The 20,525-nt window shown below is 62.8% G+C and carries 20 protein-coding genes; 14 read left to right on the forward strand and 6 right to left on the reverse strand.

Going from position 1 to position 20,525, the window contains the following annotated elements; all coding sequences use genetic code 11:
• From J4862_RS01465 to J4862_RS01490, 6 genes are all read right to left on the reverse strand, one after another.
• The gene (locus J4862_RS01465) at positions 1-753 is read right to left on the reverse strand and encodes an exodeoxyribonuclease III (protein WP_211788976.1); all 753 of its coding nucleotides are present in this window, start codon (positions 751-753) and stop codon (positions 1-3) included.
• Between the two features lie 27 nt (positions 754-780).
• Positions 781-1,440 (reverse strand): 7-cyano-7-deazaguanine synthase QueC, encoded by a 660-nt coding sequence (gene queC, locus J4862_RS01470; protein ID WP_211788977.1) that lies wholly within the window; start codon positions 1,438-1,440, stop codon positions 781-783.
• 75 nt (positions 1,441-1,515) lie between these two features.
• Positions 1,516-3,198: a putative transporter gene (locus tag J4862_RS01475; RefSeq protein WP_211788978.1), complete on the reverse strand. Its 1,683-nt coding sequence runs from the start codon at positions 3,196-3,198 to the stop codon at positions 1,516-1,518.
• Between the two features lie 242 nt (positions 3,199-3,440).
• Positions 3,441-5,759 carry an ATP-dependent helicase gene (locus J4862_RS01480; RefSeq protein ID WP_211788979.1) on the reverse strand — a complete coding sequence of 773 codons (2,319 nt, stop codon included), beginning with the start codon at positions 5,757-5,759 and terminating at the stop codon, positions 3,441-3,443.
• A 122-nt stretch (positions 5,760-5,881) separates the two neighbouring features.
• Positions 5,882-6,553: a GNA1162 family protein gene (locus J4862_RS01485; protein ID WP_211788980.1), complete on the reverse strand. Its 672-nt coding sequence runs from the start codon at positions 6,551-6,553 to the stop codon at positions 5,882-5,884.
• Positions 6,534-6,908 carry a DUF4810 domain-containing protein gene (locus tag J4862_RS01490; protein ID WP_211788981.1) on the reverse strand — a complete coding sequence of 125 codons (375 nt, stop codon included), beginning with the start codon at positions 6,906-6,908 and terminating at the stop codon, positions 6,534-6,536. Before J4862_RS01490 ends, J4862_RS01485 begins: the two co-directional genes overlap by 20 nt.
• Positions 6,909-7,406: 498 nt before the next feature.
• Between J4862_RS01490 and J4862_RS01495 the strand changes: the two genes are divergently transcribed.
• The 14 genes from J4862_RS01495 to J4862_RS01560 all read left to right on the forward strand — a co-directional run bounded on the left by J4862_RS01495 (position 7,407) and on the right by J4862_RS01560 (position 20,405).
• On the forward strand, positions 7,407-7,793 hold the full coding sequence (locus J4862_RS01495) for a rhodanese-like domain-containing protein (protein WP_211788982.1): 387 nt from the start codon (positions 7,407-7,409) through the stop codon (positions 7,791-7,793).
• A gap of 288 nt (positions 7,794-8,081) precedes the next feature.
• Positions 8,082-8,888: an outer membrane protein assembly factor BamD gene (locus tag J4862_RS01500; protein ID WP_211788983.1), complete on the forward strand. Its 807-nt coding sequence runs from the start codon at positions 8,082-8,084 to the stop codon at positions 8,886-8,888.
• Positions 8,889-8,938: 50 nt separating this feature from the next.
• A complete protein-coding gene (locus tag J4862_RS01505) occupies positions 8,939-9,265 on the forward strand; it encodes a DNA-directed RNA polymerase subunit omega (protein ID WP_211788984.1) in 327 nt (108 codons plus the stop codon).
• Positions 9,266-9,283: 18 nt separating this feature from the next.
• Complete coding sequence (locus J4862_RS01510; RefSeq protein ID WP_211788985.1) at positions 9,284-9,745, forward strand: DUF4293 domain-containing protein; 462 nt, start codon at positions 9,284-9,286, stop codon at positions 9,743-9,745.
• Between the two features lie 150 nt (positions 9,746-9,895).
• Positions 9,896-11,236 carry an adenylosuccinate lyase gene (purB, locus tag J4862_RS01515; protein ID WP_211788986.1) on the forward strand — a complete coding sequence of 447 codons (1,341 nt, stop codon included), beginning with the start codon at positions 9,896-9,898 and terminating at the stop codon, positions 11,234-11,236.
• 317 nt (positions 11,237-11,553) lie between these two features.
• Entirely contained in the window at positions 11,554-12,918 is a 1,365-nt protein-coding gene (locus J4862_RS01520; RefSeq protein WP_211788987.1) for a DUF389 domain-containing protein, read from the forward strand.
• A 410-nt stretch (positions 12,919-13,328) separates the two neighbouring features.
• Positions 13,329-13,769 carry a PepSY-like domain-containing protein gene (locus J4862_RS01525; RefSeq protein WP_211788988.1) on the forward strand — a complete coding sequence of 147 codons (441 nt, stop codon included), beginning with the start codon at positions 13,329-13,331 and terminating at the stop codon, positions 13,767-13,769.
• A gap of 50 nt (positions 13,770-13,819) precedes the next feature.
• Positions 13,820-14,530, forward strand: a complete 711-nt coding sequence (locus tag J4862_RS01530) for a superoxide dismutase (RefSeq protein WP_211788989.1) — start codon at positions 13,820-13,822, stop codon at positions 14,528-14,530.
• Positions 14,531-14,960: 430 nt separating this feature from the next.
• The gene (locus J4862_RS01535) at positions 14,961-16,103 is read left to right on the forward strand and encodes a hypothetical protein (RefSeq protein WP_211788990.1); all 1,143 of its coding nucleotides are present in this window, start codon (positions 14,961-14,963) and stop codon (positions 16,101-16,103) included.
• Positions 16,104-16,127: 24 nt separating this feature from the next.
• Positions 16,128-16,823, forward strand: a complete 696-nt coding sequence (locus tag J4862_RS01540) for an SAM-dependent methyltransferase (RefSeq protein WP_211788991.1) — start codon at positions 16,128-16,130, stop codon at positions 16,821-16,823.
• Positions 16,824-16,827: 4 nt separating this feature from the next.
• On the forward strand, positions 16,828-18,270 hold the full coding sequence (locus tag J4862_RS01545) for an RsmB/NOP family class I SAM-dependent RNA methyltransferase (protein WP_211788992.1): 1,443 nt from the start codon (positions 16,828-16,830) through the stop codon (positions 18,268-18,270).
• On the forward strand, positions 18,260-19,003 hold the full coding sequence (locus tag J4862_RS01550) for a tRNA1(Val) (adenine(37)-N6)-methyltransferase (RefSeq protein ID WP_211788993.1): 744 nt from the start codon (positions 18,260-18,262) through the stop codon (positions 19,001-19,003). The genes J4862_RS01545 and J4862_RS01550 overlap by 11 nt, the downstream gene beginning before the upstream one ends.
• A gap of 89 nt (positions 19,004-19,092) precedes the next feature.
• Positions 19,093-19,722 (forward strand): DUF417 family protein, encoded by a 630-nt coding sequence (locus tag J4862_RS01555; RefSeq protein ID WP_211788994.1) that lies wholly within the window; start codon positions 19,093-19,095, stop codon positions 19,720-19,722.
• A gap of 161 nt (positions 19,723-19,883) precedes the next feature.
• A complete protein-coding gene (locus J4862_RS01560; protein ID WP_211788995.1) occupies positions 19,884-20,405 on the forward strand; it encodes an NAD(P)H-dependent oxidoreductase in 522 nt (173 codons plus the stop codon).
• Positions 20,406-20,525 lie beyond the last annotated feature (120 nt).

Below are 20,525 nucleotides of genomic sequence, written 5' to 3' on the forward strand. Positions count from 1 at the left end.
TTAGTCTAGGATGAGTTCGACGGGGCAGTGGTCGGAGCCGAAGATCTGATCGTGGATCTCGGCCGAGCGGAGACGGGGCACTAGGCGTGCTGAGGTGATGAAGTAATCGATACGCCAGCCTGCATTGCGCTCGCGGGCTCTACCGCGGTAGGACCACCAGGAGTAGCGCTCACGCGCCTCGGGGTGGAAGTAGCGGAAGGTGTCGACGAAGCCCGCGTCCAGCAGCAGCTGGAACTTGCCGCGCTCCTCGTCGGTGAAGCCCGCGTTGCGCCTATTGGTCTTGGGGTTCTTGAGGTCTATCTCCTGGTGCGCTACGTTGAGGTCACCGCAGACGATGATGGGCTTCTTGGCATCCAGCGCCACGAGGTAGCTGCGGAAGGCCTCCTCCCACTCCATGCGGTAGTCGAGGCGGCGCAGCTCATCCTGCGAGTTGGGCGTGTAGACCGTGATGAGGTAGTAGTCGGGGTACTCGAGCGTAATGACGCGCCCTTCCTGATCGTGCTCCTCCTGCCCGATACCATAGCTCACACTGAGCGGCTCGTGGCGGGTGTAGATGGCCGTACCAAAGTATCCCTTCTTGACGGCATAGTTCCAGTAGCTCTGATAGCCAGGGAGCTCGGCATCGAGCTGCCCTGCCTGCATCTTGGTCTCCTGTAGGCAGACGAAGTCAGCGTCTAAGCTGGCGATGATGTCCGGGAAGCCCTTGCCGAAGACGGCGCGCAGCCCGTTGACGTTCCATGAGATGAACTTCATTCCTGTGATGTGTGCTTGGGGTCTCTTCTATTCTAGATATGGGGTGGGGTCCTCGATGCCTGCCTCAGCCATGGCCTCACGGCGCTCGAGGCAGGTGCCACAGCGGCCGCACTGCACGCTACCGCCCTCGTAGCAGCTCCAGGTCTCGGCATAGTTGAGGCCGAGGGCCTTGCCATGGCGTGCGATCTCACCCTTGCTGATGTCGGTGTAGGGGGCACAGATCTCGACGCCGAGGCTGGTGCCAGCGGCGATCGCCTCGTGCATGGGACGGATGAAGGAGGCGCGGCAGTCGGGGTAGATGGCGTGGTCGCCGAAGTGATTGGCTATGTAGAGGCGCTGGAGGCCGCGGCTCTCAGCCAGGCCCGCAGCTATGGAGAGCATGATGCCGTTGCGGAAGGGGACGACGGTCGCAGCCATGTTCTCCTCGTCGTAGGCGCCCTTGGGGATCTCCCCGCCGCCCTCCAGGAGTGCGCTGCGGAAGTACTGCCCCATGAAGCCTAAGGGGATGATGATGTGCTCGATGCCTAGACGCTGGCAGTGCAGCGCCGCCATGGGGAGCTCCCGTGCGTTGTGCTTCGAGCCGTAGTCGAAGGAGAGGGCGAGGGCGATATCAGCCTGATACTCGTAGAGCAGCGTCACGCTGTCCATGCCGCCCGAGAGGACGATGAGTCCTTGCTTTGTATTCATTAGTCTCTGGTCTCTGTACTGGTATAATGCCCCGCTGGGCTGCTTGGTTCAGTGCTGCGCCTCGGGAGGCAGCGCCTAGACGAAGAAGCTGAGGAGGATTTGCGCTGAGATGATGCGCACGAACATCGCCACGGGGTAGACGATGGCGTAGGCTACCGAGCTGGAGCGCGACTCATTGAGTGACATCGCGTAGTCCAGTGCCATGGAGTTGGCCATCGCCCCGCAGAGCAGCCCTACGGTCTCGGCGTGCGTCTTGCGATAGCCGAAGAGCGACACGATGCCGACCAGCAGCGTAGGCAGCAGCGTGATAAGGAAGCCGAGGAAGATCCATAGCAGTCCGTCGCCGTGGATGATGGTCTCGAAGAAGTGCGCGCCGCTGGCGAGCCCTAGCCCCGCTAGGTAGAGGATGATGCCGAGCTGCTTGATCAGCTGGGTGGCGCTATTGGTCATGTAGGTCGCGATCCTGAGGCGCGGGCCGAAGGCACCCATGAGGATCCCTATTATAATAGGCCCACCAGCGAGCCCTAGCTTGATCGGCATGCTGAGCCCAGGGATGGCTACGGGGATCGAGCCTAGGATGCAGCCGAGGGCCAGCCCAGCGAAGAAGCTCACCAGCTTGGGCTTGTCGAGGGTGTTGATGGAGTCGCCGATGAACTTCTTCGCCTTGGCGATCTCCTGCGCCTCGCCTACGACCGTCAGGCGGTCACCGAGCTGTAGGTGCAGCTCGGGCGAGGCCAGGATCTCGATCCCAGCACGGTCGATGCGGGTGATGTTGATGCCGTACTCGTTGCGCAGACGTAGGGCGCCGAGCTTGATGCCATTGATCTTGCCGTTGGTGATGATCAGGCGCTTGGTGATGAGCTGGGCGTCGATGGCGTCCCAGTCGATATCGGGGCGGTTCCAGTCGCGTGACTCGGAGCGGCGTCCGAAGAAGGCCTCCAGCACGCCGAGGTCCTCCTCGTGGATCAGCAGGAGCAGGTGGTCGCCCCCCTGCAGCAGGGTCTGTGAGGTGGGGACGATGAGCTTGTCGCCGCGCCAGACGCGGGAGATGATGAAGTGCTTCTCCTGTAGGCGGACCACCTCGAGGATGCTCTTGCTGAAGAGCCCAGGGTTCGTCAGCTCCAGCTCCGTGATGTAGGTGGTCTTGCTCTCGAGGCGGTCTTCCTTCTGTCGCTTGGGCTCTATGACCTGTAGGATGAGGATCGCGAGGATCATCCCCACGACGCCCAGCGGATAGGTCAGGGCGCAGGCGAGAGCGAGGTCGGCTACCTGGCGGGTGCCCTCCAGCCCGACGATGTCCTGCAGGGTGCTCTGTACGGCCGCCAGCATGGGGGTATTGGTCACGGCTCCCGACATGATGCCCATCATATTGGGCATGGAGATACCGAAGCTGTAGTGGAGGATGACCACCAGCAGCAGGCCCAGGGTGATGAGCAGCAGCCCAAGGCCATTATATAGGATGCCCTGACTCTTGAGCGAGGGGAAGAAGGAGGGGCCCACCTCGACTCCGAGGGCATAGACGAAGAGGGTCAGCCCCAGCGTCTGAGCAAAGCTGCTCATCTCGGGCTGGACGACCACGCCGAAGTGCGCCGCGAGGATCCCGACGAAGAAGACGAAGGTAATGCCTAGCGAGATCCTACCTAGGCGCAGCTTGCCCAGGATCAGCCCCACGGCTGACACGAGGGTGAGTATCACGAGAGTCTGGAGTACCGACGGCTCGACGAAGACCATGCGGCACCAAGAGTAAACTGCCTCCATATGTCACTAATTAGCTGGTTTGGCGGCCCTGTCTAGCCGCCTTGGCCTGGACAAAAGTACCACTTTTATAGCTAAGCCCACGCTGCCGAGCCCGAGCTGAGCGCCGCTCTTGGGTGCGTCGTAGCGCCTTGCCTCCCTACCTTATATAGGGATAGAGCGCTTAGGCAAGCAGCCCCCTAGTCCGATCGTGGGCTAGGGGGCTGCTTGATGAGGAGGAAGGGGATAGGCTAGGCTCGCGGAGCTTAGTCCAGCAGCTCGAGCTGGGCGAAGCGCAGTAGGAGCTTCTTGGTGTCGCCCGCGTCGAAGGCTACGGTGGCCTTGGCATCGTCGCCTGCGCCCTCCAGCTCCATCACCTCACCTTCGCCGAAGCGCTTGTGCAGCACGCGGGAGCCGATGCGTAGCTTCCCGATGCGACTGACGGGCTGTGGCGCTTCTTCGCCTGCCTCCCTACGGCCGACGAAGACCTTGCGGCTCGGGCGTGCGGGGCGTGCCTCGAAGACGGGGGCGGCGCTGAAGTCCATCGGTAGCTCCTCACTGTAGCCTCGCCGCCCACTGCTGTAGCCTGTACTACCGCTCGCGCTGAGCGGTGTGTCCATGCGGAGCAGCTCCTGGGGCAGCTCACGTAGGAAGCGGCTCGGGCGGCAGTACTCGGTACGTCCGTTTCGGAAGCGCTCGCGGGCGTAGCCTAGGTGACAGCTACGCTCGGCGCGCGTCAGGGCTACGTAGAAGAGGCGGCGCTCCTCCTCCAGCTCGCGCCCTACATTGCTCATCATCGAGGGGAAGAGGTCCTCCTCGAGCCCGAGGATGAAGACGTGGGCGAACTCCAGCCCCTTGGAGGCGTGGATCGTCATCAGTGTCACGGCGTCGTCCCCCTCGCCAGCAGTATCCTGGTCGGTCATCAGGGCGACCTCGCTGAGGTAGCTGCCGAGGGTGGGCTGCAGGTCAGCCTCGAGGCTGGTGCGCACGTATTCGTCGATGCCGCCGAGTAGCTCCTTGATGTTCTCCAGCCGTGCCTTGCCCTCGCCCGAACTGTCGGACTGCAGGTCAGCCAGGATACCCGTCTGGCGGATGACACGCTCTACGACGGCATAGAGGTCCTGCTCGCTGCGGCTGTAGTCGCGTAGCTCATCGATGAGGGCGGCGAAGGCCTGGAGGCGCGCTGCGGTGGGCTTATTCACCGCTACGCCGTAGCCCAGCGGGTCGTGCAGCACGCGGCTCAGGGAGACGGCCTCACGCTGGGCGGCCTCGCGTACACGCAGTACGGTGGTGTCGCCTATGCTCCGCTTGGGATAGTTGATGATGCGTAGCAGAGCCTCCTCGTCCTGCTCGTTAATCATCAGGCGGCAGTAGGCGATGACGTCCATGATCTCCTTGTGGTCGAAGAAGGAGCGCCCGCCGTAGATGCGGAAGGGGATGCCGAGGCGACGGAAGACCTGCTCTAGGGTGCGGCTCTGCGCATTGGTGCGGTAGAGCACGGCGATGCTGCTGTAGGGCTCGCCCGAGCGGACGAAGCGGCGGATCTCCTCGCCTGCCCAGAGGGCCTCGAGGTCGCCCGTCATGGCCTCGTGTACCTGGATGGGCTCGCCCTCCTCCTCCTCGGAGAAGACGGCCTTGGGGATCTGGTATTCGTTCTGAGCGATGACGCGGCCCGCTGCCGCTACGATGGTCTGGGTGGAGCGATAGTTACGCTCGAGCTTGAAGACGCGTGCCCCAGCGAAGGTCTTCTCAAAGCTCAGGATGTTTTCGAGGTTCGCCCCGCGGAAGGAGTAGATGCTCTGGGCGTCGTCGCCGACGACGAAGATCTTGCCCTTCTGCTGCATCAGCTGCTTGGCTACCATGTACTGGGCGAAGTTGGTATCCTGGTACTCGTCGATCAGCAGGTAGTCGATGCGCTCCTGCCACTCGCGCAGCACGTCGGGGTACTCGCGGAAGAGGATATTGATCTGCAGCAGTAGGTCATCGAAGTCCATGGCGTTGGCCTGCTTCAGCTCCCGCTGGTAGTGGCTGTAGATCTCCGCCACGCGCGGGATGCTGCTCTTGGCGTCGTAGGTCAGCAGTTCCTTGTAGGAGGGGTAGGCCTCGGCCGTGATCAGGCGGTTCTTGGCCGAGGAGATACGGCTGTGCACCACGTTCGGCTTGTAGACCTTGTCGTCGAGGCCGAGCTGCTTGATGATACCCTTGATGCGGCTGCGGCTGTCACTCGTATTATATATGGAGAAGTCGGGCGTGTAGCCCAGCAGGCTGGCGTGCTGCCGTAGGATACGTAAGAAGACGGAGTGGAAGGTCCCCATACGGATGTGCCGCGCTGCAGCTCCCGCTCGCTGGCTGATACGCTCGCGCATCTCGCGGGCGGCCTTGTTGGTGAAGGTCAGGGCCATCAGCCCCTTGGGGTGGTAGCCCGAGTCGATGAGGTAGAGCAGCTTGTAGACCAGCACGCGCGTCTTGCCGCTGCCGGCGCCCGCGATCACCAGCGCAGGGCCATCGTTGTAGGTCACAGCGGCACGCTGGGCATCGTTGAGTTCGCTGAGGTAGGGGAAGTCGAAGGGGGCTGCGCCTTGCATAGGGGAGCTTGCTTAGGTCTATAGGGGAGATGAGAGTAAGGGAGCGGGGCTGAGGCGGTAGGGCCTCAGCCCCGCTCCTCTGAGGCCACAAAGATACGGAATTACCCGCGGGGCTCCGTGCGCTAGGGCTCGCGCTCGCGCTCCTTCATATCCACGTAGTGCCGCTTGTGGTAGGGCCCGTAGGGGAGCTCACCGATGCCGAAGTCCTGCACTCGGTCGATCGCGTGCCGTGGCGACCTGAAGAGGCTCGTCAGCGCATTGAAGAAGAACTGGAAGATGTGCGTGCCGACGGATTCGTCGCGGAAGTCCACCACGCTATCGTCGATCACTCCGCTGACGCGGCGATTGATGAGGGTCTCGCCCGATCGGAGCGAACGCAGCTCGTAGCCGATGTTGATTCGTGTCTCCCCCTGACCCCTATTCTGCTGCCAGTCGAGGATGGTCGTGTAGAGGGCGGCATCGGCGCCGAAGAGCTCCACGAGGTAGTGGGGCTCCATCGTGCGATAGAACTCCAGTCCGCCTGCCCCGACAAGCGCCGAGACCACGCGCGGGCTGATGACGTAGTAGCCCTGCTCGCTCAGAGCGCGTACACTGGCTTGCAGCAGGGGCTGGTCCAGCTGGGCTCCTCCGCCCTTGTTGACTACAGGCATCAGGAGGATGGTGCGGGGGCGCTCGGCGTAGAGCTTGCTGTAGTTGTCCATGCGGCTGCGCTGCACGTGGGTGTTATTCTGTATGCTGCAGCTGCTGAGGGCGAGGAGGGCGCCGAGGGCTAGGCTAAGGGCGTGGAGCTTCATCCTTCTGTAGACGCTTGATGAGACGTGTGATCATAGGGCTGCTCTCGGGGTAGAGCTCCATCTCCTGGCGGAGGTAGTGGAGGGCCTCCTCCCGGCGCTCGAGCTGCCAGAGGAAGAGCCCGTACTCGGCGCAGCGTCCAGGGGCGGGGCGGCGTAGCTGGCCACCAGGCTGCTGTATGGCCTTGAGGTAGAGCTGCTCCAGGGTTTTTGCGCGGCTAGGGGTGAGCTTCTTGGGCTGCAGGTCGACCAGTGTGTCGTACTGCTTCCACGAGTAGAGCATGCGGCGGCCGCAGCTGGAGGCGCTGAGCGTCAGCACGAGGGCGGCCAGGGCGCAGCCTAGGGGGAGGGTCCTCATATGATAGGTATATACGTGTCCTTGGGGGAGCGGGGGCGGGCACCCGCCCTGCTCAAGGCGCAAAGATATAGGGAATTGCGCACGCGCGCAAGGGGGGGCTTGTCCATTGTCTTGTTCTTGTTTGTGCCTTGCGGATAGGGAATTGCGCACGCGCGCAAGGGGGGGGCGCTGAGGGGCTTCCCACAGAGGGGTGAGGCCTCCACGCCCTCCTGCCGTCCTCCTCTGCCTTATCCTTGAGCCACTTTGAGGGATATCCCTCAGCGCGCCCACTGCCGTCCCTCAGCTCCCTGACTGCCGTCCCTCAGCGGGCTGACCGATATCCCTTAGGAGACCTCGGGGCTAGGACGGCTGTCCGCTCAGCTCCTTAGCCCCGCCTGCGCGGCCTAGGTGGGTGAGGCGTGACGAAGGGCCTTGAGGACGGTTTGCCGGGAATTCTCGACCTTTGTACCCAAGGAGGGGACGGCGCTCCCCTCAGCACACCATCACCTGTCGTTCATTATGAAGCATCTCTTTATGACCCTTGTCTCCACCTTCGGGCTTCTCTCCAGCGCGGCTGGCGATGAGGCCATCCCCCTGCTCGCACCTAAGGCCTTCCAGGAGGCTTTCCAGGCAGACAGCACCGCTGTGATCCTCGATGTACGCCGTCCCTCAGAGTTCGCCGAAGGGCATCTCAAGGGCGCCGTGCTCCTCGATTGGCTCAGTGATAAGGCCTTCGTCGAGGGGCTGGCGAAGCTCGACAAGAGCCGTACGCACTATGTCTACTGCCGCAGTGGCCATCGCAGCCATGCGGCGGCCACGCTGATGAAGTCCCGCGGCTTCAAGGTCGTCGAGATGAAGGGCGGCTATCTGAGCTGGGTCTCCGAAGGGCTCCCCGTAGAGAAGTAAAGCCCTCCCCACTAGGCGCTCCTAGAGCTGCTGGGGCAGCCTCCTTCTACGTGAGGGGGCTGCCCCAGTGCGTCTGCGTCGGGTGGGGGCCTCGGGCCCCTCAGTGCGGGGCAGGCGTGGCGCCTCATCCCCTGCAGCGGAGGACGCGGGTGGGGGAGGCGTGCTGCGGCCCTAGCTGGGGAGGAGGCTTGCTATACTGAGGCGACTTCCTTGGCCGTTTATTCGTCTGAAACTAGTATCTTTGCATGACCCTGCACCCGCGTGCATGGGTACAGACTAATGTATGTTATGATCAAGAGACTCTCTATAGCGGCCTTCGGGCTACTGCTCCTCTCCTCCTGCGGCGAGTACTATCGCGTGCAGAAGTCCACGGACGTGGCCGAGCGCTACTCCTATGCCAAGAAGAGCTACAACGAGCAGAAGTACGGCCGTGTGGTCAGTCTGCTGGAGGATGTCGTGCCCTCGCTGGTCGGCACCGCCGAGGGGCCGCAGAGTACCTATCTCTTGGCTAACTCCTACTTCGAGCAAGGGCAGGAGGCCGATGCCGCACGCTACTTCCAGAGCTACTACACGAGCTATCCCAAGGCTCCAATGGCCGAGGAGGCGCACTTCAAGGCTGGCTACTGCCTCTATAAGGCTTCGCCCGACGCACGCCTCGATCAGTCCGCTACGCTCGGCGCGATCAAGGAGCTGCAGACCTACCTCGACCTCTACCCCGAGGGGGGACACAAGGGGGAGGTGGAGCAGATGCTCTTCGACCTGCAGGACAAGCTTGCCTACAAGGAGTACCTAGCGGCCAAGCTCTACTTTGACCTAGGCCTCTACCTGGGGAACAACTATGAGTCGGCCGTCATCACGGCGCAGAACGCACTCAAGGACTTCCCCTACACGCGCCACAAGGAGGATATATACTTCCTCATCCTGCGCGCCAAGTATGAGCAGGCCGAGCTCAGCGTCCCCGAGCGTCTCCAGGAGCGTATCCGTGAGGCCCTCGATAGCTACTACGCCTACGTCAATGATTTCCCCGAGGGCAAGTACCGCAAGGCTGCCCAGCGCATCTATGAGCGCATGAACAGCCGCAAGACGCAGGACTAGCCGCCGCCCTTCCCTCCCTCAAGACGATATCTACAGACAATAAAGAGAATATGCCCAAGTACAAGAAGAACGTACCGACCAACACGATCAGCCGTGACATGGTCAGCCTCAGCAAGGATACGGAGAACATCTACGAGACGGTGATGATCATCGCCAAGCGCGCCAACCAGATTGCTCAAGAGACGAAGCAGGAGCTGGAGGCGAAGCTGCAGGAGTTCGCTGTGTACACCGATGAGAACCAAGAGGTCTTCGAGAACGAAGAGCAGATCGAGCTGTCGCGTCAGTACGAGCGCCTGCCCAAGCCTACGCTCGTAGCGGCGAAGGAGTATGAGGACGGCGAGCTGTACTACAACATCGCCGGTCGCAACAAGAAGTAATCCCCGACGTCTACCGCTATGTGGCAACGTATTCAGACCCTCTGGCTACTCCTTGTAGCCCTGGCTATGGGCGTCTTCGCCTTCCAGGACATCGCCATCTTCACAATGGATGAGGGCACCTACTGCCTGCTCAATAACTGGGGCATCTATAACGGCGCCGACGGCCTCGTCCAGCACCGCGTCTACGCCATCGGGATCCTCAGCTGGCTCAGCTGCCTCGGCGCGCTCGGCCTCATCGGGCTCTACAAGCGCCGCATGCTGCAGATGCGCCTGACGATCCTCCTGGCGCTCGTCATCTTCGGCGAGCTGATCTACATCGGCTTCGTTAGCTATGCCTTCTGCTTCAACAATACGGCGAGCTTCGGCATACGCTTCCCGCTGGCTCTGCCCATCATCTGCCTTCCGCTGCTGTACCTGGCTGCGCGACGCATGATCTACGACGAGACCCTCGTCCGAGCCTCCAATAGACTCCGAGACTAGGCAGTGTATCCCCTCGTCCAGACCCCACAGTAGACGAAGCGAAGTCTTACCCCTTGCCCCCGCGGCGGCCTTGGTAGGACTTCGCTTTGTCGTATCCCCCCGCTTATCCTAGTCTACACTTCACCATCCCTAGACCCACAGTCACAGCTCATGCAGTTCGATTCCCTACAGGCGATCTCGCCTATCGATGGCCGCTATCGAGCCCAGGCCGAGGCCCTCGTCCCTTATTTCTCTGAGGAGGCCCTCATCCGCTACCGTGTACGTATCGAGATCCTTTACTTCATCGCCCTCTCAGGCGAGCTGCCCAATCTGCGCGGCGTCCTGAGCGAGGAGCGCCTAGAGCGTCTCCACGACATCTACCTCAGCTTCACGAGCACCGACGCAGCACGTATCAAGGACATCGAGCGTATCACCAACCACGATGTCAAGGCCGTCGAGTACTTCATCAAGGAGAAGTTCGACGAGCTCGGACTGGCGGATGAGAAGGAGTTCGTACACTTCGGTCTGACGTCTCAGGATATCAATAACACCGCCTTCCCGCTGATGATCCGAGAGGCGGTAGAGCACGTCTATCTGCCCGAGCTGGGTGGACTGGTCGACCAGCTACAGTTCTACGCAGAGGAGTGGGCCGACGTGGCGATGCTGGCCCGTACACACGGGCAGCCTGCCTCCCCGACGCGCCTGGGTAAGGAGCTCGCGGTCTATGTCTACCGCCTGCAGGAGCAGCTCAAGACGCTGGAGGCCCTACCCCATACGGCTAAGTTCGGCGGTGCAACGGGCAACTTCAACGCCCATGCCGTGGCCTATCCAGGGCGTGACTGGCGCCGCTTCGGGGCGGACTTCGTCCAGAGCCTAGGCCTGCAGCGCGAGGAGTACACCACGCAGATATCGAACTACGACCAGCTGGCGGCGCTCTTCGACGTCCTGACGCGCATCAATGTCATCCTCATCGACCTGGCACGCGACTTCTGGATGTACATCTCGATGGACTACTTCAAGCAGCAGATCCGTGCGGGTGAGGTCGGCTCCTCGGCCATGCCGCACAAGGTCAATCCTATTGACTTCGAGAACGCGGAGGGCAACCTCGGGATGGCCAATGCCGTCTATGGCTTCCTGGCGCGCAAGCTCCCCATCTCCCGCCTGCAGCGTGACCTTACGGACTCGACCGTCCTGCGCAACGTCGGCGTCCCCCTGGCACACAGCATGATCGCCCTGAAGAGCCTACGCAAGGGACTGGGTAAGGTGCTCCTGAACAAGGAGGCGCTGTACCGCGACCTAGAGCACAACTGGGCCGTCGTGGCCGAGGCGCTCCAGACGATCCTGCGCCGCGAAGGCTACCCCAAGCCCTACGAAGCGCTCAAGGCTCTGACCCGCACCAATGAGGGCATCACCGAGAAGTCGATCTACGAGTTCATCGAGGGGCTGCCCATCAGTGCCGAGCTCAAGGAGGAGATGCACCGCATCAGCCCACACAGCTACACTGGGATCTAGGCTCCCGCCTTCCTCCCCTTAGCCTCTCGGTAGAGGCAGGAGCCCCGCAGTGATCTGTCCCTCCAGAGTGGAGCTGGGAGCGGTCGCTGCGGGGCTCGCTTGCTTCGACAGTCTGGGGCTACGGGCAGTCTCCTCGCTCCAGCACCCCGCCTCGCCCCGCACCGCTTGCTGGCCTCGCTCCCGCCCTAGGCGCTTGATCCGAGCGTCCTTTGGGACTTCGCCTTCCCCTTTCACTTTGTATTAACCTCTCCCTGCGGCATGGCGCTCGCGCTGAGCGCTCCTTTCACTGACCGCAGGCGCTTACCAAGCTCTCCTATATGAATATACTACGGCGCGTATGCGTCTTCCTCAATCTGCGTCCTGTCCTCGAGGACGAGCAGCTCGTCGTGGCCGAGATCACGCAGGGCGTCTCCTTCCGTGGGGCCAACCTATGGATCTTGATCTTCGCCATCTTCACTGCATCGCTGGGCCTCAATGTCAATTCGACGGCTGTCATCATCGGCGCCATGCTCATCTCCCCGCTCATGGGCCCTATTATCGGTATGGGGCTAGCGGTGGGGATCAATGACCCTGACCTCCTGCGACGGGCGGCGAAGAACTTCAGTATCGCTACGCTGATCAGCGTCCTGACGGCTATGGTCTACTTCCTCATCAGTCCGCTGGGGGAGGCGCAGTCCGAGCTCTTGGCGCGTACCTCTCCGACGATCTACGACGTGCTGATCGCCTTCTTCGGCGGAGCGGCAGGGATCGTCGCGCTGGCGACACGTGGGGGTAAGAGCGGCAATGTGCTTCCGGGCGCGGCTATCGCTACGGCGCTGATGCCGCCGCTCTGTACGGCGGGCTACGGGCTAGCGACAGGGCAGCTGCTGTACTTCCTCGGTGCCATCTACCTCTTCTTCATCAATACGGTCTTCATCGCACTGGCTACTATCATAGCCGTGCGGCTGATGCGCTTCACCCCGCACAGCTTCCTGACGCCCGAGCGTGCCAAGCGTGCGCGCCACATGCTCACCCTGATCGTCATCGCTACGGCGCTTCCTGCACTGTGGATGACGGTCGACATCGTGCGTAGTAGCATCACGGCGGCCAACCTGCGGAGCTTCGTCAAGGGCGAGCTGACGCAGTCGGGCACGCAGATCCTCTCCAGCGACCTCGACCGCGGGGAGCGGACGCTGCGTATCGTGGCCGTAGGCCGTGAGCTCAGCGAGCAGATGCAGCAGGAGGCCGCCGCGCGTCTCTCGAACTATGGCCTCTCGGGCTATCAGCTCTCCGTGATCCAGGGGGTGCAGTCCGATAGCATCCTGGCGCTGAGTAGCCAGCTGGAGCAGCGCCTCAGTGGGCAGGAGCAGCAGCGCCAGCAGCTGCTGCAGCTGACGCAGGAGCACGCGCTGCTCACGGATCGCCTTGCAGGCTATATGCGCTACGAGGAGCTGAGCCGTCAGCTGCAGCCCGAGCTACGGGCGCTCTTCCCTGGGGTGCAGCACCTGGCGCTTGCCCCCGTGGCTGAGCCCGAGGGGGACAGTACGCTGCGCTATGTCGTGGGGCTGCTGAGCCTCGAGGAGTCGAAGGTGCTGACTGCTGCCGACCGCGAGCGTCTAGAGGCCTGGCTCCGTACCCGTCTCGGTGGGGATAGCCTCTTGCTCGTCCAGCGCCCCGCTCCGCGTGGGCGGCCTGTGCCTTAGACGATAGCGCTAGGGGATAAGGGGGAAAGGCTCCCAGCGAGAGCCTCCTCCATAGCTGGCCGTAAGGCCTAGCCAAGGGAGCAAGATGCCCCTGCAAAGCTCAGCTATAAGGGGGAGCCGTTCTGAAGGATACCCGTCAAGGCGCTGAGGGACGTCCCTCAGCGCCTTGACGGACGGCAGTGAGCTCCGCGAAGGGTATCCCTCGCGGAGCTCTGCCTTAGGTGGCTACCTTGCTCTACCTCCTTCCCGCTCTCGCCCCAGGAGCCTAGGACGGAGCTTTGCCCCCCGCTCCCAGCATCCCTTGCGGCGGCAATAAGTACCCGAAAAGCAAGGGACTGCGAACCTTTGGGCAGGCAGCGAGGTTTTATATACGTTCACATACATATTACTCACACTTTTACCTGAACGTTATGAAGAGATTCTTTGCCTTTGCCCTAGCCCTGATCGCGATCTCGATCACCGCACTAAAGGCGGACAATGATCGCATCATCACCTTCAACCAGCTGCCCGTGGCAGCTCAGCAGTTCATTAAGTCTTACTTCCCTGATCGTACGGTCGCCTATGCCAAGGAGGACCGTGAGCTCACGGGTAAGACCTATGAGCTACGCCTCTCCGATGGCATCGAGATCGAGTTCGATGGCAAGGGGAACTGGAAGGACGTCGATGGAGACCACGTGCACATCCCTACGGGCTTCATCCCCAAGGGCGTCCTGAACAGCCTAAATGCAGCACATCCCGGCGATCGCATCGTCAAGATCGAGCGCAAGTGGCACGGCTACTATGTCGAGCTTGCCTCTGGCCTGGACGTCCTGCTCAACAAAAGCGGTAAGATCACCGGCTACGACGACTAAAACACACAAACAGCACACTTACACCACACACATCACAATCCCCTAACTCAATGAGACGATATCTCCTGACCCTACTCTTGGCTAGCCTCGGGCTACCTCTATCCACCTCTTCGACGCTGCAGGCGCAGACGACGAGCCCCGCCACTACCCAGAGCTACGAGCTCATCAAGCTACCCTACGCCAGCGATGCCCTAGCGCCTGTCATCAGCAAGCGCACGGTGGAGCTACATCACGGCAAGCACCTGGCGGGCTACGTCTCCAAGCTGAACAGCCTCCTCAAGGAGTCGGGCATGCCGGGCTCGGACCTGGTGCGCCTGGTGCGCTACAGCTCGGGGGCTATCTTTGACAACGCGGGTCAGCTGCTCAATCATAACCTTTACTTCCTACAGTTCCGCCCTGCCACAGCCGAGGCGACCAAGCCCGTAGGAGCATTGGCCAAGATGATCGAGGCGTCTTATGGGAGCTTCGAGGCCTTCCAGAAGGCCTTCGAGCAGGCAGGGGTCTCTATCTTCGGATCGGGCTGGCTGTGGCTGGCCTGCGACGCCGAGGGCAAGCTCTACATCGATAAGGAGCCCAATGCGGGCAACCCCGTAGTACGTGGGCTGACGCCCCTCCTCGGGATCGACATCTGGGAGCATGCCTACTATCTAGACTATGAGAACCGCCGTGCCGAGCACCTCAAGCAGGTATGGCGTATCATCGACTGGGAGGTCGTGGGCAAGCGCTACGACCGCCGTGCCGAGGGGGTCCGTCCCTACTAGGCACTCCAGAGCTCAGCTATAGGAGCGGGGCGAGCATCCATCAGGGTGCTCGCCCCGCTTCCTTTTGGGCGCTAGCACTAGGCGGCAGGCCTTGCGCGCAGGGAGGGCTCCAGAGCGTGGCGGACGAAGGGCGGGCGAGGCGATCGCCCGAGGTGAGGGTGCTGACTGCTATCCCTCAGCCCTCTGACTGCTATCCCTCGCGGCGCTGACGGACGTCCCTGAGCTCGCTGACTGATATCCCTCAGAGGCCTCCCCCTTGGGATAGCACTTCGCGGGGGAGCTTCGTCCCTTCGCTGGATGAGCGGGGAGGCCAAGGCGCGGGCTGGTCTGCAGCTCGCTTCGGTCGAAGGTGACGAGGAGTTCGGGCTAAGAGAGGCCGCGTGGAGGGGGCGAACTGAACCCTGCCCCCCAAGGCTTGTTATAGCTATACATGACGAAGCAAAGCAGATATCTCTACGCCCTACGCCGCCGCCTCGGGCTGATGCAGCTCCCCTTGCCTACGGAGTTCTTCACGCTCCCCGTGGGGCTGGTGCTGAGCCTTTTCCTCTCGCCCTTGCTGGCGCTCCTAGGGGCAGCCCTTGGCCTGGGTCTTGGCATCCTGCTGCTGTGGCTGGTGGGGGGGCTCGCGGCCAATCGTCCCAGTGTGGGGCGCTCGCTCTTCGTCCTGCTGCTCTGGGCGACGCTGGTCCTCAGCTTCGATGACTTCTATGAGCACCCTCTGTGGCTGCAGTCGCTGCTGCTCTTCAGCTACATCACCAGCAGCCTCGTGGCTGGGATCTATCGCTGGGGACGGGATCGCTGGGGTACGCGTAGCTGTGGCTGCATACGCACGCGCATCCTTAGAGAGGAGCGGCTACGCTTCGAGCGCATCCTCATCGCCTTCTCTCTGGTGACGCTCTGTGCCATCTCGACCTGCGTCCACCTCTGCCCCGTGGAGTGGGGCGAGCTACTGCAGTACTTCGCGATCTTCGTGGCGCTCTTCACCTGGGGCGTCTATGCCTTCGAGTCCCTGCACCTGCTGTGGGTCAATAAGCGCCTAGACCGCGAGCAGTGGATCCCCGTAGTGGGCGACCAACAGCAGCAGCTGGGGCGCGTGTCGCTGACTGATGCGCGTAGCGACCAGGGGCGCCTGCCCGTGGTGCGCCTGATGGCTACCACAGGCGACATGCTCTACCTGGAGCACTCCGAGCGGGAGCAGCTGCCGATTGCCGCGGGCTATGACACGCCCTTCGTCAGCTGGCTCACCGAGGGCTGCCGCCCCGAGGCGCTGGCGCAGCTGCTGATCGATCAGCGCTTCTGCGGCGTACGCCGAGCCCGCCCGCGCTTCCTCCTGCACTACCATGAGACGCTAGAGAGGCAGCCGCTCAGCGTCTACCTCTACGCCGTCGACATCGCTGAGCCCAGCCAGCTGCTCGTAGACTGTCAGCCGCAGCAAGGGCGCTGGTGGCCGCTGGAGCACATCACCGCGCAGCTCGAGCAGCTGGATTTCGCCCCTTATCTACGTGCGGAGTTACCCTACCTCGAGCAGACCATCCTCTTGGCGCAGCGCCTGCGTCAGGGCGCTAGCCTCTAGACCTCCCTGCCACTTACCCCTTCTATGATCTACCTCATCCCCGTACCGCTGGCTGACGTAGCCCACGAGACTTGCCTGCCCGAGTACAATAGACAGCTGCTGCCCCAACTACGGCACTTCATCGTGGAGAACGTACGCTCGGCACGCCGCTTCCTCAAGGCGGCCGACCGCAGTATCGATATCGACGCCTGCACCTTCTACGAGCTGAACAAGCACACCCCCGCCGAGGAGCTGGCGCGCTACCTAGAGCCCGCCCTACGCGGAGAGGACATGGGCATCATCTCCGAGGCAGGCTGTCCCGCCATCGCGGACCCTGGGGCGGATGTCGTGGCCCTAGCCCAGCGCAAGGGGCTGCGCGTCGTCCCACTCGTCGGGCCCAGCTCCATCCTGATGGCTCTGATGGGCTCGGGCTTCAATGGGCAGCGCTTCGCCTTCCGCGGCTACCTGCCCATCGAGGAGGCCGAGCGTAGCCGTACGCTGCACGAGCTGGAGCAGCGCCTGCGCTCCACAGGGGAGACGCAGATCTTCATCGAGACGCCCTACCGCAATGTACAGCTGGTGGAGCAGCTGATCCGCCACTGCTCGGGCGATACGCTCCTCTGCATCGCCTCGGGGCTGACGGGGGAGGGGGAGCTGCTGCAGACACGCCGTCTCAGCCAGTGGCGCGGGCACATCCCCGACATTCATAAGGTGCCTACCATCTTCCTGATCGGACGCTAAGCCTATGCCGCTGACTACGCCGCTACCTGCCGAGTTCGCTCGGCTCATCCAGCAGCTCCTGCCTGAGGAGGCCGAGGCGCTGCTGGGCGCGCTCGAGGGAGAGGCCTCGGTCTCTGTGCGCCGCAATGCGGCCAAGTGCGCCGCCCTGCCCTCCGAGCTCCCGCTCGCTGGGCTCGTAGCTTGGTCTCAGGGGCTCGGCTACTACCTCAGCCGCCGCCCGAGCTTCACCGCCGATCCCCTCTGGCATGCGGGGCAGTACTACGTGCAGGAGGCCTCCTCCATGACGCTGGCCGCCATCAGCCCCTACCTCGGAGAGGAACCCCTAGTAGCCCTCGACCTCTGTGCCGCCCCTGGGGGGAAGAGCACGCTGCTCCTGGATCTACTCCCCGCGGGTAGTACCCTCGTGAGCAACGAGTACGTCCGCAGCCGCGCGCATATCCTTACGGAGAACCTCCAGAAGTGGGGCTCGCCCTACAGCATCGTCACCAGTACGGACGCTGCGAGCCTGGGGCGCATGCGCTCCAGCTATGATCTCATCCTCGTGGATGCCCCTTGCTCGGGCGAGGGGATGATGCGCAAGGACGAGGAGGCACGGCGTCAGTGGTCGCCTCAGCTGGTCAGTCAGTGCGCTGCCCTACAGCGCAGCATCCTCGAGGATATATGGCCGGCGCTCGCCCCAGGCGGGCTGCTGGTCTACAGCACCTGCACGCTGAACGGCCAGGAGGACGAGGCGCAGGTAGCCTACCTCGTGGAGGAGCTCGGCGCCGAGCCGCTCGGGCTGCAGGCGCTGGAGCCCTTCGTCGCACCCTCAGCCCTCAGTCCCTATCCCTGCTACCGTATGATGCCGCACCGCACACGTGGGGAGGGGCTCTTCCTCGCGCTGCTCGGCAAGCCTGCCGCCGAAGGGACGTCAAGGCCCTCCACCGCACGTAAGGGCAAGGCGACCAAGGCGGGGCGTAGCGCGAGCGTCAAGCCCCCGAAGGAGCTCCTCCCGTGGCTCAAGCCCATCCCCGAGCTGCAGTGGCGCACGCTGGAGGAGACGCGGCTGCTGGCACTGCCTGCTCCCACCGCCCGCCTCCTAGAGGAGCTCGAGGCGCTACGTATCCCCGTGCTGAGCGCGGGGCTGCAGGTGGCCGAGCTCAAGGGGCGTGACTGGCTGCCCCAGCCTGCACTGGCACTGAGCCAGCTGCTCGCTCAGGAGGCCTTCCCCCGTGTGGAGCTGACACGTGAGGAGTGCCTGCGCTACCTCGCTGGCGAAGCCTTGACGCTGCCCCCCGAGACGCCGCGCGGTTTCGTTCTCATCGCTTATCAAGGTGCGCCCTTGGGCTTCGCCAAGCATCTGGGCAACCGTACGAACAACCTCTACCCCCAGCCCTGGCGCATCCGTCAGCTGGACGCCGTGCTGCGCCGACTAGAGGAGTCCCAGCCTGAGGAGGATGTCCAGTAGCACGGAGATCTTCCACTTCCGCCAGTTCGAGCTCAGGCAGGGGCGGGCCGCGCAGAAGTGTGGTACGGATGCCCTGCTGCTGGGCGCTTGGCAGCCCGCGCGTCTCACCCCGCCGCGGCGTATCCTCGACGTCGGTACGGGTACGGGCGTGCTGGCCCTGATGCTCGCCCAGCGCTACCCGAAGGCCGAGATCGAGGCTTGGGAGCTGGAGGCCGAGGCCGTAGCCGAAGCGGCGGAGAACTTCGCCGCCTCCCCCTGGGGCACACGCCTCCGCCTACGGCAGACGGACTTCCTCGACGCGGTGAGGACAGCAGAGCCTGCCCGCTATGACCTCATCCTCTCCAATCCTCCCTACTATACCGAGACGACGCTAGCCCCCGAGGCGAGCCGAGCGTTGGCGCGCCACACGCTCGGGGGGAGCCTCTCTCCCGCCCTACTGCTAGGCTATGCAACCCACCTCCTGGAGCGCGGTGGAGCACTCGCCCTCATCACGCCTGCCGAGCAGCTCGAGGCACTGCGGCAGCAGGCCGTCAGGAGCGGCCTCTACCTGTCGGAGTGGGTCGCCGTCTCCTCGCGCCCCGCTCGCCCCGTGCGTAGCCTCACGCTCTGGCGCCCCATCGCCGAGCTCACGAGCTACCAGCCCTGCCTCCGTAGCGAGCTCGTCCTGCAGGAGCCGGACGGCTCACCGAGCGCTGACTACAGGCGCTTGACGGAGGCCTATCTACTGGGTTAAAGGCCTCCCTACTGAACCATCACCTCCCTCTCTGGTTACTAAGGAGTAAGCAAGTAATCAATACAACAACTAATCAACACCTAAGTATTATGCAATCTGCATTCCTATCCTTCCTCGAGTGCGCCAGTAAGCTGCGCGGGCTCGGCCTGAAGCTCATCCGTGTCGCCATCCTCATCATCTTCGTCTGGATCGGTGGTCTGAAGTTCGCCAACTACGAGGCCAACGGTATTATCCCCTTTGTGGCCAACAGCCCACTGATGAGCTTCTTCCTCAAGAACGCTAGCAATGAGGTCACTACCGACGAAGGCAAGGTCGTCAAGGAGTACACCCTCAACAAGGTCCCCGAGGGCAAGTACGATCAGGCCAAGCATGACTGGCACGTCGAGAACCGTACCTACCTCTTCTCGCACGGCCTCGGTATCCTCATCATGACGATCGGTATCCTGGTCTTCCTCGGCCTCTTCAGCCCCTACCTCGGCATTGTCGGTGAGCTGCTGTGCATCATCATGACGATCGGTACCCTCAGCTTCCTCGTCACGACGCCCGAGACCTTTGTCAGCGCTTCGCCCGAAGCTCTGGCCGCTGGTGAGTGGGCCAATGGCTTCCCCTTCCTCTCGGGTGCTGGCCGTCTGGTGATCAAGGATACGGCTATCCTCGCGGGTGCTGTCGTCCTGCTCTCTGACTCGGCGAGCAAGATCCTGGCACGCCTCAAGAAGTAGGCCCGCCCCTATAGCATAAGACCTAGGCGCAGCGTCTCGACCCTCGCGGTCGGGGCGCTGCGCTTTTTTTGTGCCAAGCGAGAACAAAGTCCCTCGCCTGCTGTTACCTCTATATAAGTAGGCCCTAAGTCAGGGCCTAAGTAACTCAAGATATATTCCCAATGAACGTACTCGTCATTTATTCGCACACCTACCACAGTCAGAGCCACGCTGGTAAGGCCATCCTCGAGGTGCTCGAGGCACAGCCCGGCATCACCGTCCGTAACCTAGAGGAGCTCTATCCCGATAATCGCCCCATTGATGTGGCCGCCGAGCAGGCAGCGCTCGTGGCCGCTGACGTCATCGTCTTCCAGCATCCCCTCTTCTGGTTCGCCACGCCCGCGCTCATGAAGCGCTACATGGACGAAGTCTTCCAGTACGGCTTTGCCTACGGCGATGATAGCTTCAAGCTCGCAGGGAAGAAGTTCGTCCACAGCTATACGACAGGTGCGGCTGCCGAGGTCTACACCGGTGGTCTGCATCAGAATGCAGAGGCTGCGCTGATCGCTACGGCAGCCTTCTGCCGTATGGAGTACGCTGGCGCCTTCCCCCTCTACGGACAGCTGGCACTGACCAATCTCAACGTCGCTGCCGAGGCTAAGGCACACGCCGAGCGCCTCGTCGAGTACCTCAAGACCCTCTAGGCTTGGGTGCTTAGCCCGCAGGCAGGAGCGTGAGCCCTAGTGCCTCCTTCGCCTCTCCCTTCGCCCCCAGCTGTCCACCGTATAGCGGACAGCTGGGGGCGAAGTCTTTTGCTGGCTTCC

This window comes from Porphyromonas sp. oral taxon 275, from assembly GCF_018127745.1.
Lineage (GTDB): Bacteria > Bacteroidota > Bacteroidia > Bacteroidales > Porphyromonadaceae > Porphyromonas.

What these genes read in the sequence shown, in the direction of transcription:
- J4862_RS01495 (WP_211788982.1), top strand. Translation starts at nt 7,407, where the DNA reads ATGAAGCATCTCTTTATGACCCTTGTCTCCACCTTCGGGCTTCTCTCC.
- J4862_RS01505 (WP_211788984.1), top strand. Translation starts at nt 8,939, where the DNA reads ATGCCCAAGTACAAGAAGAACGTACCGACCAACACGATCAGCCGTGAC.
- J4862_RS01500 (WP_211788983.1), top strand. Translation starts at nt 8,082, where the DNA reads ATGATCAAGAGACTCTCTATAGCGGCCTTCGGGCTACTGCTCCTCTCC.
- J4862_RS01560 (WP_211788995.1), top strand. Translation starts at nt 19,884, where the DNA reads ATGAACGTACTCGTCATTTATTCGCACACCTACCACAGTCAGAGCCAC.
- J4862_RS01485 (WP_211788980.1), bottom strand. Translation starts at nt 6,553, where the DNA reads ATGAAGCTCCACGCCCTTAGCCTAGCCCTCGGCGCCCTCCTCGCCCTC.
- J4862_RS01530 (WP_211788989.1), top strand. Translation starts at nt 13,820, where the DNA reads ATGAGACGATATCTCCTGACCCTACTCTTGGCTAGCCTCGGGCTACCT.
- J4862_RS01540 (WP_211788991.1), top strand. Translation starts at nt 16,128, where the DNA reads ATGATCTACCTCATCCCCGTACCGCTGGCTGACGTAGCCCACGAGACT.
- J4862_RS01475 (WP_211788978.1), bottom strand. Translation starts at nt 3,198, where the DNA reads ATGGAGGCAGTTTACTCTTGGTGCCGCATGGTCTTCGTCGAGCCGTCG.
- J4862_RS01525 (WP_211788988.1), top strand. Translation starts at nt 13,329, where the DNA reads ATGAAGAGATTCTTTGCCTTTGCCCTAGCCCTGATCGCGATCTCGATC.
- J4862_RS01480 (WP_211788979.1), bottom strand. Translation starts at nt 5,759, where the DNA reads ATGCAAGGCGCAGCCCCCTTCGACTTCCCCTACCTCAGCGAACTCAAC.
- J4862_RS01550 (WP_211788993.1), top strand. Translation starts at nt 18,260, where the DNA reads ATGTCCAGTAGCACGGAGATCTTCCACTTCCGCCAGTTCGAGCTCAGG.
- queC (WP_211788977.1), bottom strand. Translation starts at nt 1,440, where the DNA reads ATGAATACAAAGCAAGGACTCATCGTCCTCTCGGGCGGCATGGACAGC.
- J4862_RS01490 (WP_211788981.1), bottom strand. Translation starts at nt 6,908, where the DNA reads ATGAGGACCCTCCCCCTAGGCTGCGCCCTGGCCGCCCTCGTGCTGACG.
- J4862_RS01535 (WP_211788990.1), top strand. Translation starts at nt 14,961, where the DNA reads ATGACGAAGCAAAGCAGATATCTCTACGCCCTACGCCGCCGCCTCGGG.
- purB (WP_211788986.1), top strand. Translation starts at nt 9,896, where the DNA reads ATGCAGTTCGATTCCCTACAGGCGATCTCGCCTATCGATGGCCGCTAT.
- J4862_RS01545 (WP_211788992.1), top strand. Translation starts at nt 16,828, where the DNA reads ATGCCGCTGACTACGCCGCTACCTGCCGAGTTCGCTCGGCTCATCCAG.
- J4862_RS01520 (WP_211788987.1), top strand. Translation starts at nt 11,554, where the DNA reads ATGAATATACTACGGCGCGTATGCGTCTTCCTCAATCTGCGTCCTGTC.
- J4862_RS01555 (WP_211788994.1), top strand. Translation starts at nt 19,093, where the DNA reads ATGCAATCTGCATTCCTATCCTTCCTCGAGTGCGCCAGTAAGCTGCGC.
- J4862_RS01510 (WP_211788985.1), top strand. Translation starts at nt 9,284, where the DNA reads ATGTGGCAACGTATTCAGACCCTCTGGCTACTCCTTGTAGCCCTGGCT.
- J4862_RS01465 (WP_211788976.1), bottom strand. Translation starts at nt 753, where the DNA reads ATGAAGTTCATCTCATGGAACGTCAACGGGCTGCGCGCCGTCTTCGGC.